11 protein-coding genes and 1 other RNA gene are annotated in these 16,358 nt (G+C 67.0%); 3 read left to right on the top strand and 9 right to left on the bottom strand.

The features are described from left to right. Nucleotides 1-256: 256 nt before the first annotated feature. A complete protein-coding gene (locus JMF86_RS02995) occupies nt 257-721 on the top strand; it encodes an OsmC family protein (protein WP_074801272.1) in 465 nt (154 codons plus the stop codon). 67 nt (nt 722-788) lie between these two features. Here the strand turns inward: JMF86_RS02995 and rnpB are convergent. The 3 genes from rnpB to pyrC form a co-directional block, all read right to left on the bottom strand. Next, an RNA gene (gene rnpB / locus JMF86_RS02990) (RNase P RNA component class A) lies at nt 789-1,200 on the bottom strand. Between the two features lie 12 nt (nt 1,201-1,212). Then, nucleotides 1,213-2,103: a DUF3025 domain-containing protein gene (locus JMF86_RS02985; protein WP_125380843.1), complete on the bottom strand. Its 891-nt coding sequence runs from the start codon at nt 2,101-2,103 to the stop codon at nt 1,213-1,215. Beyond that, on the bottom strand, nt 2,100-3,164 hold the full coding sequence (gene pyrC, locus JMF86_RS02980; RefSeq protein WP_012327899.1) for a dihydroorotase: 1,065 nt from the start codon (nt 3,162-3,164) through the stop codon (nt 2,100-2,102). The genes JMF86_RS02985 and pyrC overlap by 4 nt, the downstream gene beginning before the upstream one ends. Nucleotides 3,165-3,369: 205 nt before the next feature. Here pyrC and JMF86_RS02975 point away from each other — a divergent pair, with 205 nt between their 5' ends. Both JMF86_RS02975 and JMF86_RS02970 read left to right on the top strand, forming a co-directional pair. Beyond that, nucleotides 3,370-4,284 (top strand): class II glutamine amidotransferase, encoded by a 915-nt coding sequence (locus tag JMF86_RS02975; RefSeq protein ID WP_125380844.1) that lies wholly within the window; start codon nt 3,370-3,372, stop codon nt 4,282-4,284. Between the two features lie 586 nt (nt 4,285-4,870). Further along, on the top strand, nt 4,871-10,162 hold the full coding sequence (locus tag JMF86_RS02970; RefSeq protein WP_125380845.1) for an autotransporter outer membrane beta-barrel domain-containing protein: 5,292 nt from the start codon (nt 4,871-4,873) through the stop codon (nt 10,160-10,162). Nucleotides 10,163-10,244: 82 nt separating this feature from the next. Here JMF86_RS02970 and JMF86_RS02965 read toward each other — a convergent pair whose 3' ends face one another. The 6 genes from JMF86_RS02965 to JMF86_RS02940 form a co-directional block, all read right to left on the bottom strand. Beyond that, on the bottom strand, nt 10,245-10,970 hold the full coding sequence (locus tag JMF86_RS02965) for an amino acid ABC transporter ATP-binding protein (RefSeq protein WP_011544587.1): 726 nt from the start codon (nt 10,968-10,970) through the stop codon (nt 10,245-10,247). Next, a complete protein-coding gene (gene gltK / locus JMF86_RS02960) occupies nt 10,967-11,644 on the bottom strand; it encodes a glutamate/aspartate ABC transporter permease GltK (protein WP_011544586.1) in 678 nt (225 codons plus the stop codon). The genes JMF86_RS02965 and gltK overlap by 4 nt, the downstream gene beginning before the upstream one ends. After that, nucleotides 11,644-12,384 carry an amino acid ABC transporter permease gene (locus tag JMF86_RS02955; protein ID WP_006476908.1) on the bottom strand — a complete coding sequence of 247 codons (741 nt, stop codon included), beginning with the start codon at nt 12,382-12,384 and terminating at the stop codon, nt 11,644-11,646. Before JMF86_RS02955 ends, gltK begins: the two co-directional genes overlap by 1 nt. An 84-nt stretch (nt 12,385-12,468) precedes the next feature. Further along, nucleotides 12,469-13,362 (bottom strand): glutamate/aspartate ABC transporter substrate-binding protein, encoded by an 894-nt coding sequence (locus JMF86_RS02950; RefSeq protein WP_011544585.1) that lies wholly within the window; start codon nt 13,360-13,362, stop codon nt 12,469-12,471. A 275-nt stretch (nt 13,363-13,637) separates the two neighbouring features. Beyond that, nucleotides 13,638-14,924, bottom strand: coding sequence for a Glu/Leu/Phe/Val dehydrogenase (locus JMF86_RS02945; protein WP_027807464.1), 1,287 nt, complete (start codon nt 14,922-14,924; stop codon nt 13,638-13,640). A gap of 286 nt (nt 14,925-15,210) precedes the next feature. After that, complete coding sequence (locus tag JMF86_RS02940; RefSeq protein ID WP_011694145.1) at nt 15,211-16,176, bottom strand: LysR substrate-binding domain-containing protein; 966 nt, start codon at nt 16,174-16,176, stop codon at nt 15,211-15,213. Nucleotides 16,177-16,358 lie beyond the last annotated feature (182 nt).

The raw sequence follows: 16,358 nt of genomic DNA, 5'->3' as shown, positions 1-16,358 counted from the left end.
GCCCCGCCGACTTCACAAGAAAATTTGCATTGCGAAATCAAATACCACAATATGAGATTTCATCCGAAAAGCTTGTTCGGACGCATTTCCTTTTGAAATCAAACATGTAAACCCCTCGGACATGACCTAAAGCTGCCCTCGCCTAGAGCAAAACCCCTAAATCCAGCAGGGAAATCGTCGCTCGCCGCCCTGTCCGCCCGGCCCCGGCGTTGCGCGTCGTGCAGCGCATCAGCCGACCGTTGCGTCGCGGGCTACAATGCCGGATCGAATCCGAATCAGGCAACGCTGGAGTGCAAGCATGGAATGCAAAGTAAGCTGGATGGGCCAGGACGGCATGGCGTTTTCCGCCGAGACCGGCAGCGGCCATCTCGTCACGATGGACGGCGCGCCCGAAGGCGGCGGCCACAACCTCGCGCCGCGTCCGATGGAAATGGTGCTGCTCGGCACCGGCGGCTGCACCGCCTATGACGTCGTGCTGATCCTGAAGAAGAGCCGCCAGGAAGTGAGCGGCTGCTCGGTCACGCTGAAGGCCGAGCGTGCGAGCGAAGATCCGAAGGTGTTCACGAAGGTGCACTTCCACTTCACGGTCACCGGCCGCAATCTGAACCCGGCCACGGTCGAGCGCGCGATCAACCTGTCGCACGACAAGTACTGCTCCGCGTCGATCATGATCGCGAAGACGGCCGAACTCACGCATTCGTTCGACATCGTCGCCGCCTGAGCGCACGGCGCGCGCATGAAAAAAGGGCCGGCGCTCCGCAGGGAGCGCCGGCCCTTTCGCATTCGAACGGCAAAGCAGGCCGATAAGCCGGATTCTGTGCACGCTGCACGCCGAAGCGCGCAACGCGTGGCAGTCATTCCTCTAGGCGCGCCATTGCTGACGCGCTCAAGCTTCCTACCCGCAGACGAGACGGGGGCCCCGTCCTGCATCCGAAAATGCGCGCCTGCCTACTTGGAATTGCTCCGGGTGGAGGTTACCGTGCCGGCGAACGTCGCCGTCGCCGCGGTGCGCTCTTACCGCACCGTTTCACCCTTACCTGATCCCGGCTTGCGCCGGGCCATCGGCGGTTTGCTTTCTGTTGCCCTGTTCCGCGTGTCGCCACGGATGGCCGTTAGCCATCACCCTGCCCTGTGGAGTCCGGACTTTCCTCGCCCCCGCGCGCCCGAAGGCGGCGAGGCCGCGACTGCCTGGCCTGCTTTGCGACGCGCATTCTAGCACTGCGCGCCGCCGTCGGCAGCGCGCGAGCGGCGGCCGCGGCGAAACACGGCCGGATCGTCGTAGAACGCGGCGTCGGCGTTCGCCGCGCACCAGCCCGGCACGCCGAGCACCGGCAGCGGCGCGAAGTCGCGGCTCGTCAGCGCGCACGTCGCGAATTCGGCAGCGATTCGTGCATCGACGTGCGCGCGCCGTCGCGCGTCGGGCCATGAAAAATAGTCGGCGCTCACTTCGACGATCCATGCGTGCGCGGTGCAGGACTTGTAGGGTGCGACGAGCTGTTCGAGCAGCGCATGGCCGACGAGTCGCGCTTCGCAGCGCGTGCCCCACGCATCGCGCGCGGCCACCAGCAGCCGCGGCCAGTCGAAGCCGCGCAACGCGTCGGCGAGCGCGCGGTCGGCGGTGACGAACAGCGCGGCGTTCTCGTCGAACAACGTGAGCGCATCGCGCAACGTACCGCGCACGGGGCCGACTCCGCCCGCCGCGTCGATCGCGGCGGCCTGGCGCGCATTCAGCGCGGCCTTGATGCGCGGGTACGCGAACCAGACGAGCGCATTGAAGAAGTCGTGAAGATGGTGGCGGGTCGGCACGTGGCCGGTGCCCGCGATATGGGTCTCGTACGCGACGCCGGGCGGCAGCTCGGCCTGCGGCACGAAGCGCAGCGGCCTGCCGCGGCCGGTGACGCGATCGCCGCCTCGTGACATGCCGCCCAACGCGCCGTTCAACGCATCGAGCAGCGCGGCCTCGCCCGCCCGGGCGGCCGCCTGCCACGCGCGGCCCGGCTCCGCGTAAGGCGCGAGCCACGGCGCGGACCAGTCGATCCGCGCGAAATCCGCCGCCGCGCGACCGGCCGCAAGGCCGGGTTCGCACGGCGGCGTGCCGGTCACGCCAGCTTCCAGCCGATCGTCTCGCCGCCGCGCAGCGGCACGACCGGCGTATCGCCCGCGAAGATCTCGCGCGGCAGTTCCCACGGCTCGCGGCGCAGCGTGACCGTCTCGGCGCTGCGCGGCAGCCCGTAGAAATCGGCGCCGAAGAAGCTCGCGAACCCTTCCAGCTTGTCGAGCGCGCCGGCCGTGTCGAACGCTTCCGCGTACAGTTCGAGCGCGTGCAGCGCCGTGTAGCAGCCCGCGCAGCCGCACGCGGTTTCCTTCGCGTCGCGCGCATGCGGCGCGCTGTCGGTGCCGAGGAAGAAGCGCGGATTGCCCGACGTCGCGGCCTCGACCAGCGCCACGCGATGCGTCTCGCGCTTGAGCACCGGCAGGCAGTAGTAATGCGGGCGAATCCCGCCGACGAACAGCGCGTTGCGGTTGTACAGCAGGTGATGCGCGGTGATCGTCGCGCCGAGCAGGCCGGGCGCCGCGTCGGCATCGCGTACGTAGTCGGCCGCGTCCTTCGTCGTGATGTGCTCGAACACGACCTTCAGGCCCGGGAAATCGCGGCGCAGCGGCGTCATCACGCGGTCGATGAACACCTTCTCGCGGTCGAACAGGTCGATCGACGCATCGGTCACCTCGCCGTGCACGAGCAGCGGCATGCCGGTGTCCTGCATCGCCTCGAGCGTCTTCGCGCATTTCGCGAGATCGGTGACGCCGTGGTCGGAGTTCGTCGTCGCGCCTGCCGGATACAGCTTCACGCCGTGCACGAAGCCGCTTTCGCGCGCGCGGCGGATTTCGTCGGGCGGCGTGTTGTCGGTCAGGTACAGCGTCATCAGCGGCTCGAACGTCATCCCGGCCGGCAGCGCGGCGAGGATGCGCTCGCGATAGGCCTGCGCCTGCGCGGTGGTCGTGACGGGCGGCTTCAGGTTCGGCATGACGATGGCGCGGCCGAACTGGCGGGCGGTGTGCGGCAGCACGGCGGCGAGCATGTCGCCGTCGCGCAGGTGCAGGTGCCAGTCGTCGGGACGGGCGAGCGAAAGCGTCGCCGGGGAAGAAGCGTTCGAGGCAGTCATAGGAGGCGTCGTGAGGAACGGGCTTGCCATCGGCGGGGCCGGAACGCGCGTGCGCGGGCCGACTGACGGCAAACCGCAACACGGGGCCTTTGGCCAGCGGAATCCGCTTTTTACCGCTCAGGGCTCGGTGATATGCTAGAAGCCGCATTGTACCGGGGTTCGCCCGGTTCGTTACCCCCCGCTTCAGCCTGCCGCCCCACGTAAAATGTGCCAACTCCTTGGAATGAACTGCGCCGCGCCGACGGACGTCACATTCTCCTTCACAGGTTTCGCGGCCCGGGGCGGGCTCACCGATCACCATGCCGACGGCTGGGGCATCGCGTTCTTCGAAGACAAGGCCTGCCGTCTCTTCATCGATCACCAGGCATCAGCCACGTCGCCGATCGCCGAAATGGTGAAGCGCTACCCGATCAAGTCCAAGAACACGATCGCCCACATCCGCAAGGCGACGCAAGGGCACATCCTGCTCGAGAACAGCCATCCGTTCATGCGCGAGCTGTGGGGCCGGCACTGGATCTTCGCGCATAACGGCGACCTGCAGGACTACGCGCCGGACATGGACGGCAGTGTCTACCACCCGGTCGGCACGACCGACAGCGAACAGGCGTTCTGCGTGCTGATGCAGGGGCTGCGCGAGGCCTTTCCCGGCGCGCAGCCGCCGCTGCCCGAGCTGTTCGAGCGGGTCGGCGAACTGACGCGCGGCATCACCGATCACGGCGTGTTCAACTTCCTGATGTCGAATGGCCAGGCGCTCTTCGCGCACTGCTCGACGCGGCTGCACTACCTCGTGCGGCGCTGGCCGTTCTCGACCGCGCATCTCGTCGACGAAGACCTGTCGATCGACTTCGCGAAATACACGACGCCCGAGGATCGCGTCGCGGTGATCGCAACGCAGCCGCTCACCGACAACGAAGTCTGGACCGCGTTCGAGCCGGGCGAGCTGATCATGTTCCAGTGCGGCGACGTCGCCGCGCGGATGCAGATTCCGGTGCCCGAGCGTGTGCTCGAGAAGCTGCGCAACCCGTCGCTCGATGCGTCGGCGTCCGCGCCGCACACGGTGGTGCGCGAAGCGCTCGCCACCGCGGCCGACGGCGATTCCGACGACGCGATCGATTTCTGAAGTCCGGCGCGGCATCGGCTGCGCTCGCTTTCCGAACTGCTGCGCGCACTTCATGCGTCATCAGCGCAAATCGCCTCGCTCCGGTCAATACGGTTTCGTTTTGACCGCCACCCGGCGCAATCGATTGACATCACCCGACATCCGCTTGATTTTATTAATTTACAAGCGAAAGCAAATAAAAGATGGAATCAGGAAAATAACCATCAATTAAAACAAGAACCCCTGATCCGGATTTTAACGCACCGCATCTGCCGGAACCGTTCGCTATCCCACCTACTCCGGCAGCCGTTCCAGATCTCTGCAAAACCCCTCCCAGCCCGCCCCCGCCACAGCCTTCGGTTCGATTAACCACACAAATCAAAAATACCACGCATTACGGTTCGCATCATTACAGTTTCCAGCTTCTCGATAATCGACGGCCATCTGAATCAGTAGACTCCGCCCATCCTCGGTGTAACGAAACACGATTGGCGCGACACGCTGCCATAGCCGCCGCACGCCCCTTCGGATCATTTCCCCACCGCGGAATGCGAATTCGCCGAACAACGGCGAATGCCACGTCAAAAAGAAGAAAGAGGGGTATGTCGTGAATCACTCATTTCGATCGATATGGAGCGAGGCCGCCGGCTGCTGGGTCGCGGTCGCGGAAACGACCCAGACGCGCGGCAAGCGCTCGGGCGCTGCATCGGGGCCAAGTCAGCGCACCGCCCGCAAGGCAACGCATCACGCAACGCGCCGGTCGCCGCTTCGTGTCGCGGCGCTCGGCGCCGCACTGGCGGCACTGTCGGCCGGCACCGTGCACGCATCGACCTGCGGCAACGGCGCGGCCGTCGCGAACGGCGGCACCTGCGCGCTCGGCAGTTTCAGCCCGACCGTCAACAACGATCTCGTCGGCGCCACGACCGTGTCGGGCGGCGACCGGGTCGGCCTGACCGGCGCCTGGACGGGCGCGACCGGCGACATGGGCTACACGCCGATGCCGCTCGGCAACACGTCCATCATTTCGGGCAACCCGAATCAGCCGTTGGTCACGCTCGGCGGCAAGACGCAAAGCGTCGGCACCCCCGATTCGATCACGGGCAGCCGCACGTCCGTCGCCACTTACGACTCGTCCGCGTTCGTGTCATCGACCGCGGGCTCGACCGTCGTGCAGGTCTACCACGACGTGAACGACAACCAGTACGTGAACACGCGGATCGGCACGGTCGCGAATTCGGGCGGCACGCTCGACGTATCGATCGGCAACCCCGCGAACGCACCTGCGGCAACCGGCAACGTGATGACGATCGCGGCCAAGCAGAGCGATCTCGCCTACGCGGACGGCACCGGCTCGGCACCCAGCGTCATCAACTGGAATTCGCGCAACCAGATCTGGTTCATCACCGGCGACTATCTCGCGAGCGGCGGCCCCGTCGGCAGCATCGAGCTCGACGTGCCGACCTACGCAGGCACCTTCACCGCGTTCGACGGCAGCACGTGGACCGTCACCGACGCCGCGTCGCTCGCCGCGTACAACGACTTTCTCGTGCGTTCGGTCCGCAACGGCGCGCTCGGCTCGCAGACCGCCTACGACACCGCGTTCGGCCAGGCCGTGACACTTTCCCCGCAGACCTTCGAGTATGCGAACGACGTATCGCCCGGCGACAAGAACGCGCTGCCCAGAAACTACCCGTCCGCGATGCACGGCACGGGCGCGAACGCTACGCTGCACATCGGCAAGGACGGTCAGATCGACTTCCGCGGCTCCAACACGATCGATGAGAGCGCGGCCGTCGTCGCGGAGAACGGCGCGCACTTCGTCAACGACGGGCGCCTGTCGGGCGACTTCACGCTGGTGCGCCTGCTGAGCGGCGCGAGCGGCGTCAACAACGGCACGATCTCGTCCGGCTATACGGCTGGCGACAACGTCAACACGGGGGGCGCCACCCCTTCCGACAACTTCGGGCTCAACACGTACGTCGAAGGCAGCGGCGTGTACGCGAACGGCGCCGGCACGACGTTCGTCAACAACGGCGTGATGAACGTCGGCGCCTGGAATCTCACCCGCAACCGGCTCGACCTGCAGAACTACGCGGTAGCCGCCACGGACGGCGCGCGCGCGTCGAACGCCGGCACGATCAACGTCGGCGTCAACGCGACGACGCTCGACAGCCAGGTGATCGGCGGCCTCGTCGCCGGCGGCAGCTTCACGAACGAAGCCGGCGGCACGATCTATCTCGGCCGCGCCGCGCAGTACGACCCCAGCTCCCCCGAAGCCGCGAACGACGTCGCGCTGTCCGCGCACGGGTACGGCATCCTGCTCGGCGCGTCGGGCACCGCCAGCAACCTCGGCACGATCGTGATCGGCACGCAGACGCAGAACGGCGCCGCGCTGGCGAGCATCGGCTCGAGCGCCGGCACGCTGACCAACGCGGGCGCGATCGTCGTCAACGGCGCGGCGCCCGGCACGCCGCTCGCCAACGTCGGCATGCTCGCGGCCGACACCGCCGCGACCGTGACCAATACGGGCACGATCACGCTGAATGGCGTGAACGGCATCGGCATCATGGTCGTCGGCACCGGCACGAACGCGACGGCCGCGACGTCGACCGGCACGATCAACGTGGCCGGCGGCCTCGATCCCGCGTCGGGCACGCGCAACTACGGCGTCTGGGCCGAAGGGCCGCTCGCGAAAGCCACGCTCGACGGTGCGCTGAACCTGACGGGCACCGGCGCGATCGGCGTGCACGCGCGTTCCGGCGCGACGATCGACGTCGGCGCGAACGCCGTGCCGGCCTTCATGTCCGGCACGCACCAGATCGGCTTCTATGCATACGGCGCAGGCTCGAAAATCAACGTCGCCGCGCAGCACCTGAGTGTCGACACCGACGATTCGACGCTGTTCCGCGTCGCGGGCGGCGCGGCCTACACGGGCGCGTCGGCGGCCGGCGCACTGATCACCGACGTCAACGGCCAGCGCGCGCGCGGCGTGCTCGCGACCGACGTCGGCACCACGCTGTCGACCGGCAACGCGATCTACGACGTCAAAGGCGCGAACGGCATCGCGATCGCGGTCGAAGGCGGCGCGAAAGGCACGATCGACCCGGGCACGACGATCAACCTGAACGCGGCCGGCGCGACCGCGGGCATCGTCGACGGCCAGGCGCACGACCTCGCCGGCGCGGCTGCCGGCGCACCGGTCGCGACGACGCTGACCAATCACGCCGCCGTCACGTCGTCGACCGCCGGCGTGACCGGCTTCATCGCGCAGAACCTCGGCACGCTCGAGAACCGCAGCACGGTGTGGCTGACCGGCGCCGGCTCGACGGGCGTCGTGGCCGGCGCGCTCGGCACGGTGAACAACGCGTCGACGATCCGCGTCTCCAACGGCACCGGCGCGCTCGTGCAGGGTGCGTCGGCCACGCTCGCCAATGCGGGTTCGATCGAAGCCGACGACGGGATCGCGGGCGTGCGTCTCACGGGGGCCGGCGCATCGGTCGCGCTGTCGGGCGCGGGCACCGTCGTCGCGAACGGCAGCGCCGACGGCGTGCTGATCGACTCGACCGTGACGGACGGCGGGATCGCGGCCGGGGCGACGTCGATCGCGGTCGGCGGCTCGGGCAGCGGCATCCGCAACCTCGGTGCGAATGCAACGATCGCACTGTCCGGCACGCAGGTCGCCACGACCGGCAACGGCGCCGCCGGCCTCGCGTCGACCGGTGCGGGTGCACGTATCGCGACCGATGCGGCCACGGTCGTCCGCACGGCGGGGGCCGACGCGCTCGGCCTGTCCGTGTCGGGTGCCGATTCCACGCTCACGGCCAACGGAACCACCGTCGCGACGACCGGCGCGAACGCGCATGCGATCGTCATGGACGGCGGCGCGACAGCCCTGCTGTCGGGCGCGAAGATTTCCGCATCGGGTGCCGCGGCCGATGGCATCGTCGCGCAAAACGGCGGCCGCCTCGCCGATACGGGTTCGTCGCTCGCCAGCGTGGCCGGCAACGGCGCCACCGCGAACAGCGGCGGCGTGCTCGCGTTGACCGGCACGGCGCTCACGGGCGCGACGGCCGGCGTGCTGACGTCGGACACGCTCGCGAACGGCGCGACCAGCTCGGTGCTCGTCGACGGCGGCAGCGTGACGTCATCCACCGGGCCGGCGTTCGCCGCGCGCGGCGGCACGGCCGACATCGCGGTACGCAACGGCACGGTCGTGACGGCCGGCAACGGCACGCTGCTGAACCTCGCGAACGGCAGCAACGTGACGTTCGGCGCATCGGCGGTCAACCTCGCGGGCGACATCGTGTCGGACGCATCGAGCACCGGCAACGTGTTCCTCGCGAACGGCACGACGCTGACCGGGAAGATCGACCCGGTCGCGCTGAGTGTCGACGGCACGAGCACGTGGCGCATGACGGGCAGTTCGGTCCTGCGCAGCCTGAACAACGCTGGCCTCGTCGCGTTCGCCGCGCCGACCGGCTCGCCGACGCTGACCGGCAGCTACAAGACGCTGACGACCGGCGGCTACGTCGGCAACGGCGGCACGATCGCGCTGAACACGTATCTCGGCGCCGATACGTCACCGACCGACCGGCTGATCGTGAACGGCGGCACGGCGAGCGGCACGACCGGCCTGAAGATCGCCAACACGGCCGGCACCGGCGCGCAGACGACCGGCGACGGCATTCCCGTGGTCGTCACGGCCAACGGCGGCACGACCGCCGCGTCGGCATTCCATCTTGCCGGCCCGGTACAGGCCGGCGCGTATGAATACCGGCTCTATCGCGGCGGGCAAGGTGATGCGAACGGCTGGTACCTGCGCTCGCAACTCGACCAGACCGACCCCGGCGACCCGATCCACCCGTCCGGCGGCGGCGACGGCGGCAACAACGGGAATGGCAACGCAAACGGCAACGGCGGCACGCTCGCGTATCGTCCGGGCGTCTCCGGCTACGCGATGACGCCGCTGCTGAACGCCGACTACGGCTTCTCGACGCTCGGCAGGCTGCACGAGCGCGTCGGCGACATCTACAACGTCGAGAAACAGCAGCCCGGCAATCGCGACGGCGTGTGGGGGCGCATCGGCGGCCAGAGCCTCGATGCGAATGCGGGCCGTTTCTCGGCCGACGAACGCACGTTCTTCGCGCAGTTCGGCAAGGACTGGACCCTCGACCAGGCGCCCGACGGCGCCGGCAGCACGCATGCGGGCGTGACGGCCAGCATCGGCGTGTCGAATGCGAGCTTCAGCGACATGGCGCGCGCAGGCTCGCCCGACCTGTCGACGTCGACCGGCTCGGTCGAGATGCACGCGCAAAGCGTCGGCGGCTACTGGACGCGCTACCTGCCCGACGGCACCTACTTCGACAGCGTCGGGCAGGTCACGCACTACGGCAACCGCTATCGCGACAGCTACGGCAACGAGGCGTCGCAGAACGGCTTCGGCGTCGCGCTGTCGCAGGAAGTCGGCAAGCCGTTCGCGATCGGCACGTTGCCGTTCGCGGTCGAGCCGCAAGCGCAGTTGATGTATCAGTACCTGAAGCTGAACGGGTTCAACGACAACGTGTCGGCCGTGTCGGGCACGACGACGAATGCGCTGCGCGGCCGCGTCGGCGTGCGCATCTTCCGGCCGAACCTCCAGTCGGACGCGGGCGGCGGCGCCGCGACACCGTACTTCACGGCCGACGTGCTGCACGACTTCCTGTCGCCGGGGCAGACCGTGGTCGGCGGCACGCCGTTCGCGACGCATCTCGGGCGCACCTGGTACGAGCTCGGCGTCGGCGTGACCGCCGGCTTCGGCAAGTCCGGCGAGCTGTACGCGAACGCGAAGATCGCACGCAACATCGGCGGCGATTACCGGCGCGGAATCGTCGGACAGGTCGGCTACCGGTACAGCTGGTAACGCCCGGCGACGGACGAAAAAAAACCGCCCGGCTGCGTGCCGGGCGGTTTTCGCATGGGTGCGCGCGAAAACGCGCGAACGCTCAGTGCAGGATCTTCGCGAGGAAGTCCTTCGCGCGGTCCGATTTCGGATTCGAGAAGAAATCGTCCTTGCGGTCGTCCTCGACGATCGCGCCCTTGTCCATGAAGATCACGCGATGCGCGACCTTCTTCGCGAAGCCCATCTCGTGCGTGACGACCATCATCGTCATCCCTTCCTGCGCGAGTTCGACCATCACGTCGAGCACTTCGTTGATCATCTCGGGATCGAGCGCGGACGTCGGCTCGTCGAACAGCATCGCGATCGGGTCCATCGACAGCGCGCGCGCGATCGCGACCCGCTGCTGCTGGCCGCCCGACAACTGGCCCGGAAACTTGTGCGCATGCGCCTTCAGGCCGACGCGATCGAGCAGCTTCATGCCCTTCTCGTTCGCCTCGTCCTTGCCGCGGCCGAGCACCTTGACCTGCGCGAGCGTCAGGTTTTCGGTGATCGACAGGTGCGGGAACAGCTCGAAATGCTGGAACACCATCCCGACCTTCGAGCGCAGCTTCGACAGGTTCGTCTTCTTGTCGCCGACCGACTGGCCGTTCACGAGGATCTCGCCCTGCTGGAACGGCTCCAGGCCGTTCACGGTCTTGATCAGCGTCGACTTGCCGGAGCCCGACGGGCCGCACACGACGACCACTTCGCCTTTCTTGACCTCGGTCGTGCATTCGGTGAGGACCTGAAACTGGCCGTACCACTTCGAAACGTTCTTGATGGAAATCATCTTGTGACCTTTTTCTGGAGACCCTTGACGAGAGCAGACGCCAACGAGCAAATCACGAAATAGCATGCGCCGGCGAACAGGACCATCTCGACGGTCGTGCCGTCGCGATCGCCGACGTTGGCGGCCGTGCGGAAGAAGTCCGCGAGACTGATCACGTACACGAGCGACGTATCCTGGAACAGGACGATCGCCTGCGTGAGCAGCAGCGGCACCATCGCGCGGAACGCCTGCGGCAGGATCACGAGGCGCATCGCCTGCGCGTAGTTCATGCCGAGCGCGAACGCGGCGTTCACCTGCCCGCGCGGCACCGCCTGGATGCCGGCGCGGATGATCTCGGAATAATACGCGGCTTCGAACAACGAGAACGCGACCATGGCCGACGCGAGGCGGATGTCGATCGTCGGCGACAGCCCGAGCACGCCCTGCAGCAACTGCGGCACGATCAGGAAGAACCACAGCAGCACCATCACGAGCGGGATCGAGCGGAACACCGTCACGTACGCTTTCGCGAACCATGCGAGCGGCTTCACGCCGGACAGCCGCAGCAGCGCCAGCAGCGTGCCCCAGACGATCCCGATCACGATCGCGATCAGCGTGATCTTGAACGTGACGACCGCCCCCGACCACAGCGTCGGCAGCGCGCCGGGAATACTACTCCAGTCGAACTGATGCATCACTTGCCTCCGATATAGCCGGGCAGCCGCGTGCGGCCTTCGATCCAGCGCATGAACGCCATCACGACGAGGTTGATCAGCACGTAGGCGAGCGTGACCGCGATGAACGACTCATAGGTCTGCGCGGTGTAGTCGACGAGCTGGCGCGCCTGTGCGGACAGGTCGAGCAGGCCGATCGTCGACGCGACGGCGGAGTTCTTGAAGATGTTCAGGAATTCCGACGTGAGCGGCGGCACGATGATCCGGTACGCGACGGGCAGCAGCACGTAGCGATACGTCTGCCATTGCGTGAAGCCCATCGCGAGGCCGGCCGCGCGCTGGCCCTTCGGCAGCGCGTTGATCCCCGAGCGCACCTGTTCGCACACGCGCGCGCCCGTGAACAGGCCGAGACAGACGATCGACGCGGTAAAGAACTGCGTGCCGGGCGGCAACTGCTTGATCCAGGTGCCGATCGACGCGGGCAGCAACTCGGGTATCACGAGATACCAGACGAAGAACTGCACGATCAGCGGGATGTTCCGGAAGATCGACACGTACACGGTGCCGATCGCGGCGAGCCACTTGTTCGGCACGGTGCGCAGCACGCCGAACAGCGACCCGACGATCAGCGCGATGACCCAGGCGACGAGCGACACTTCGATCGTCACCCAGAAGCCGGACATCAGCCATCCGAAATAAGTCGTCGGCTCGCCGGTCGACACGGGGCTCAGAAAGATGCCCCAGTTCCAGTGGTAAGACATGGGCAAGACTCCAGCAAAAAGAAACGGAAGAAGCGTGGCCTCTTCCGTCTCATTAGCGTCATTTCTGCATCAACGGCCGTGTGGTCAGTCGAGCGCCTTGTCGTTCGGGTTCGCGTACAGCTTCTTCATCGAATCGGACAGCGGGAAGTTCAGGTTCAGCCCCTTCGGCGGAATCGGGTTCTCGAACCACTTCGCGTAAATCTTCGCGGCTTCGCCCGACTTCTCGACTTGCGAGATCGCGTCGTCGACGACCTTCTTGAAGTCGGCATCGCCCTTGCGCATCATGCAGCCGTAAGCCTCTTCCGATTGCGGCGTGCCGACGATCACCCACTCGCCCGGCTGCTTCGCCTTCGCGCGCTCGCCCGCGAGCAGCGCGTCGTCCATCATGAACGCGACCGCGCGGCCCGATTCCAGCGTGTTGAACGAATCGCCGTGATCCTTCGCGCTGATGATATTCATGCCGAGCTGCTTGTCGTTGTTCATCTTGCGCAGCAGGCGCTCAGACGTCGTGCCGGCGGTCGTCACGACCGTCTTGCCCTTCAGGTCGGCGAAATCCTTGACGCCCGAATCCTTCTTCGTCATCAGGCGCGTGCCGATCACGAAGATCGTGTCGGAGAACGCGGCTTGCTGCTGACGCTCGAGGTTGTTGGTCGTCGAGCCGCACTCGATGTCGACCGTGCCGTTCTGCACGAGCGGAATACGGTTCTGCGACGTGACGGGGATGTTCTTCACCTGCAGGTTCGGCAGGTTCAGCTTCTTCTTCACCGCGTCCACGATCTTCAGCTGGAACTCGCGCGAATAGCCGACCACCTGCTGGTTCTGGTCGTAGTAGGAGAACGGAATCGACGATTCGCGGTGGCCCAGCGCGATCACGCCCGTGTCCTTGATCTTCTTCAGCGTGCCAGTCTCCTGAGCGTACGCGCCGCTTGCGAACGCGCACAGCGCCGCGGCCATCAGGACTGCCTTGTGGTATTTCATTTTGGTCATCTCCTTGGCTAAAACCCGCGCCAGTGTATCAAAGTAATATTTTTGAAAGTACTGGTTGTTTACCGCACTACGAATCGCCCTGTGCGAAGCCTTCCTCCCGGCTCCGGGCGCTCCAGATGCGCGCGCGGGCGGTGCCGGATTCGGCACCGCCCGCGCGGGTTCATATCCACAATCGGGTGGATTGCGTCATGAATCGATCATGGTCGTCGATCGGGGACGCCCGGTTAGGGACGCCCGGTTAGGGACGCCCGGTCGGGGACGCCCGATCAGGGGTAGAGGCCGCGCATTTCGCGCGCCATCAGGATGCGCTTGCACGCGACGATGAACGCCGCCGTACGCACCGTCACCTTGTGCTCTTCCGCGACCGCCCACACGCCGGCGAACGCTTCGCGCATCACGCGCTCGAGACGATGGTTGATCTCGTCTTCCGTCCAGAAGAAGCTCGAGAAATCCTGCACCCACTCGAAGTACGACACGGTCACGCCACCCGCGTTCGCGATCACGTCGGGGATCACGAGCACGCCGTTCGCGCTCAGAATGTCGTCCGCCGCCGTCGTCGTCGGGCCGTTCGCGCCTTCGACGATGATCTTCGTGCGGATCTTCGCCGCGTTCTTCTCGGTGATCTGGTTTTCCAGCGCCGCCGGGATCAGGATGTCGGTCTCGACCGTCCAGAACTCGTCGTTCGGCATCGGTTCCGCGCCTTCGAAGCCCGCGACGCCGCCGGTGCGGGCGACGTGGTCGAGCAGCTTGTTCGAATCGAGGCCGGCCGGCTGGTAGATCGTGCCCGTGTGATCCTGCACCGCGATCACCTTCGCGCCCGCTTCCTGGAACAGCTTCGCCGCGATGCCGCCGACGTTGCCGAAACCTTGCACCGCGATACGTGCGCCTTCGATTTCCAGGCCCTTCTTCTTCGCCGCTTCGGAGCCGACGACGAACACGCCGCGGCCCGTTGCTTCCTTGCGGCCGAGCGAACCGCCGAGCGCGATCGGCTTGCCGGTCACGACGCCGGTCGACGTCTGGCCCTGGTTCATCGAGTACGTGTCCATCATCCACGCCATCACCTGTTCGTTGGTGTTGACGTCCGGCGCCGGGATGTCCGTGTTCGGGCCGATGATGATGCCGATTTCGCTGGTGTAGCGGCGCGTCACGCGTTCGAGCTCACCACGCGACAGCTTGCGCGGGTCGACGCGGATGCCGCCCTTCGCGCCGCCGTACGGCACGTTCACGGCCGCGTTCTTCACCGACATCCATGCCGACAGCGCCATCACTTCCGACAGCGTCACGTCCTGGTGGTAGCGCACGCCGCCCTTGCCCGGACCGCGCGACACGTTGTGCTGCACGCGATAGCCTTCGAAGTGCGCGACGGTGCCGTTGTCGAGCTCGATCGGGCAGTCGACGATCAGGATGCGCTTCGGACGCTTCAGCGTTTCGAGCCAGCGCGACAGCGAACCGAGGTACGGCGCGACGCGATCGACCTGCTGAAGGTAGTTGCCCCACGGGCCGAGATCGTCGGCGTGCAGGTAGGACGGGATGGACTGCTGTTGCGAAGACATGGACACTCCAACGTTCAACGGATTGCGCACATTGTCGAAAAAGCCGTTTTTTTTATCCAATGCCGTTTGTTTATTCGATTATGCGTTTCTTGCATGATCGCGATTTTTCGCAAATCCGCGGTCGATTTGCGCAAGAACGGCCGCGATCGGCCGTGCATCGCGTTCGTGAAAACCGGATCGGACAGGCGCGGGCCGGCCGCGGGACAGCCGTCCGATAGACGCTGCAGGAGCGCCGTCAGCCGGCCGGGTCGATCGGCCGGATTGACCGTCGGCGGTTAACCGGCGATCAAGCGGCGGCGTCGCCGGTCGTGTCGCGCAGTTCGTCGCGCACGACGTCCCACAGCGCCCGCACGAGCTTCTGCCGCGGATCGTCGCCCTGCAGCGCGAGCTTGTCGCAGTACAGCCGGATCTCCATCGTCAGCGTGAACGGATGCGCGCCGCCGCGCGCCGACCGGTCGAGCCGGATCAGCCGGCCGCCCGCGACCGCATCGTCGACCGCGCTGTGCGGCAGGAACGCGACGCCGTGGCCCGCGAGCGCCATCGCCTTCAGCCCCTCGGCCATGTCGGTTTCGTAGACGCGATCGAGAAACAGCCGCGTCGGCGCGTTCGCGATGATGACTTCGGTCATCCGGCCGAGATACGCGTTCGGCGTATACGACAGGTACGGCACGCGCGCGTCGGCCGCGCCCGGCAGCGTATGGCGCGGCCGGCCCGCGCGACCGGGCGCCGAGAACGGGCTGATCGGCTCGCTGCCGAGGATCAGCATGTCGTAGCGGGCCGGGTCGAGCGCGACCGGATGGCTCGGGTGGTGATAGCCCATCACGAGGTCGCAGCCGCCCTCGACCAGCGACAGCACCGCGTCGTGCACGTTCAGCGCGCGCAGCCGCGTGTGGACCTGGCCCATCTTCGCCTCGATCCGCTCGAGCCAGCGCGGGAAATACGTGAGCGACAGCGTGTGCGGCACCGCGAATTCGATCGTCGGCACCGGCGCGCCGACGTGGCCGCGCAGCAGCGTGCGCGCCTCGTGCGCCTGCGACAGCATCGTCAGCGCCTGCTCGTAGAAGATCTGCCCGGCCTGCGTGAGCCGCGTCGGATAGACCGAACGATCGATCAGCTCGGTCGCGAGCCACGCCTCGAGCGCCTGGATGCGCCGCGAAAACGCCGGCTGCGACACGTGCCGCAGCTCGGCGGACCGGCTAAAGCTGCGCGTCTCCGCGAGCGAGACGAAGTCTTCGAGCCATTTCAGTTCCATGCAGGCGGGCGCGGCGGGCGGCGGTCGGGAAGAAGCCTGCATTCTACCGGCGGGCGGCCCCGGCCGGCGGCGTCGAACGCGGCCCGGCAAGCCGGCGCGGGCCCCCGCCGGCACGCCATTCGCGCGCCGCCCCGGTGCCGCCCGAACCGCGCGCGCCCGCGGCAGCCACGGCCGGACCGGTT

The sequence above is a fragment of the Burkholderia sp. E168m15 genome (genome assembly GCF_016586105.1).
GTDB lineage: Bacteria > Pseudomonadota > Gammaproteobacteria > Burkholderiales > Burkholderiaceae > Burkholderia > Burkholderia orbicola.
Note: the sequence above shows the minus strand (reverse complement) of the source record. Positions and strands in the feature narration are given on the sequence as shown.

Coding starts and splice junctions, on each gene's coding strand:
- pyrC (WP_012327899.1), bottom strand. CDS start 3,164: ATGACTGCCTCGAACGCTTCTTCCCCGGCGACGCTTTCGCTCGCCCGT.
- JMF86_RS02955 (WP_006476908.1), bottom strand. CDS start 12,384: ATGTCTTACCACTGGAACTGGGGCATCTTTCTGAGCCCCGTGTCGACC.
- JMF86_RS02975 (WP_125380844.1), top strand. CDS start 3,370: ATGTGCCAACTCCTTGGAATGAACTGCGCCGCGCCGACGGACGTCACA.
- JMF86_RS02940 (WP_011694145.1), bottom strand. CDS start 16,176: ATGGAACTGAAATGGCTCGAAGACTTCGTCTCGCTCGCGGAGACGCGC.
- JMF86_RS02950 (WP_011544585.1), bottom strand. CDS start 13,362: ATGAAATACCACAAGGCAGTCCTGATGGCCGCGGCGCTGTGCGCGTTC.
- gltK (WP_011544586.1), bottom strand. CDS start 11,644: ATGCATCAGTTCGACTGGAGTAGTATTCCCGGCGCGCTGCCGACGCTG.
- JMF86_RS02945 (WP_027807464.1), bottom strand. CDS start 14,924: ATGTCTTCGCAACAGCAGTCCATCCCGTCCTACCTGCACGCCGACGAT.
- JMF86_RS02995 (WP_074801272.1), top strand. CDS start 257: ATGCCGGATCGAATCCGAATCAGGCAACGCTGGAGTGCAAGCATGGAA.
- JMF86_RS02965 (WP_011544587.1), bottom strand. CDS start 10,970: ATGATTTCCATCAAGAACGTTTCGAAGTGGTACGGCCAGTTTCAGGTC.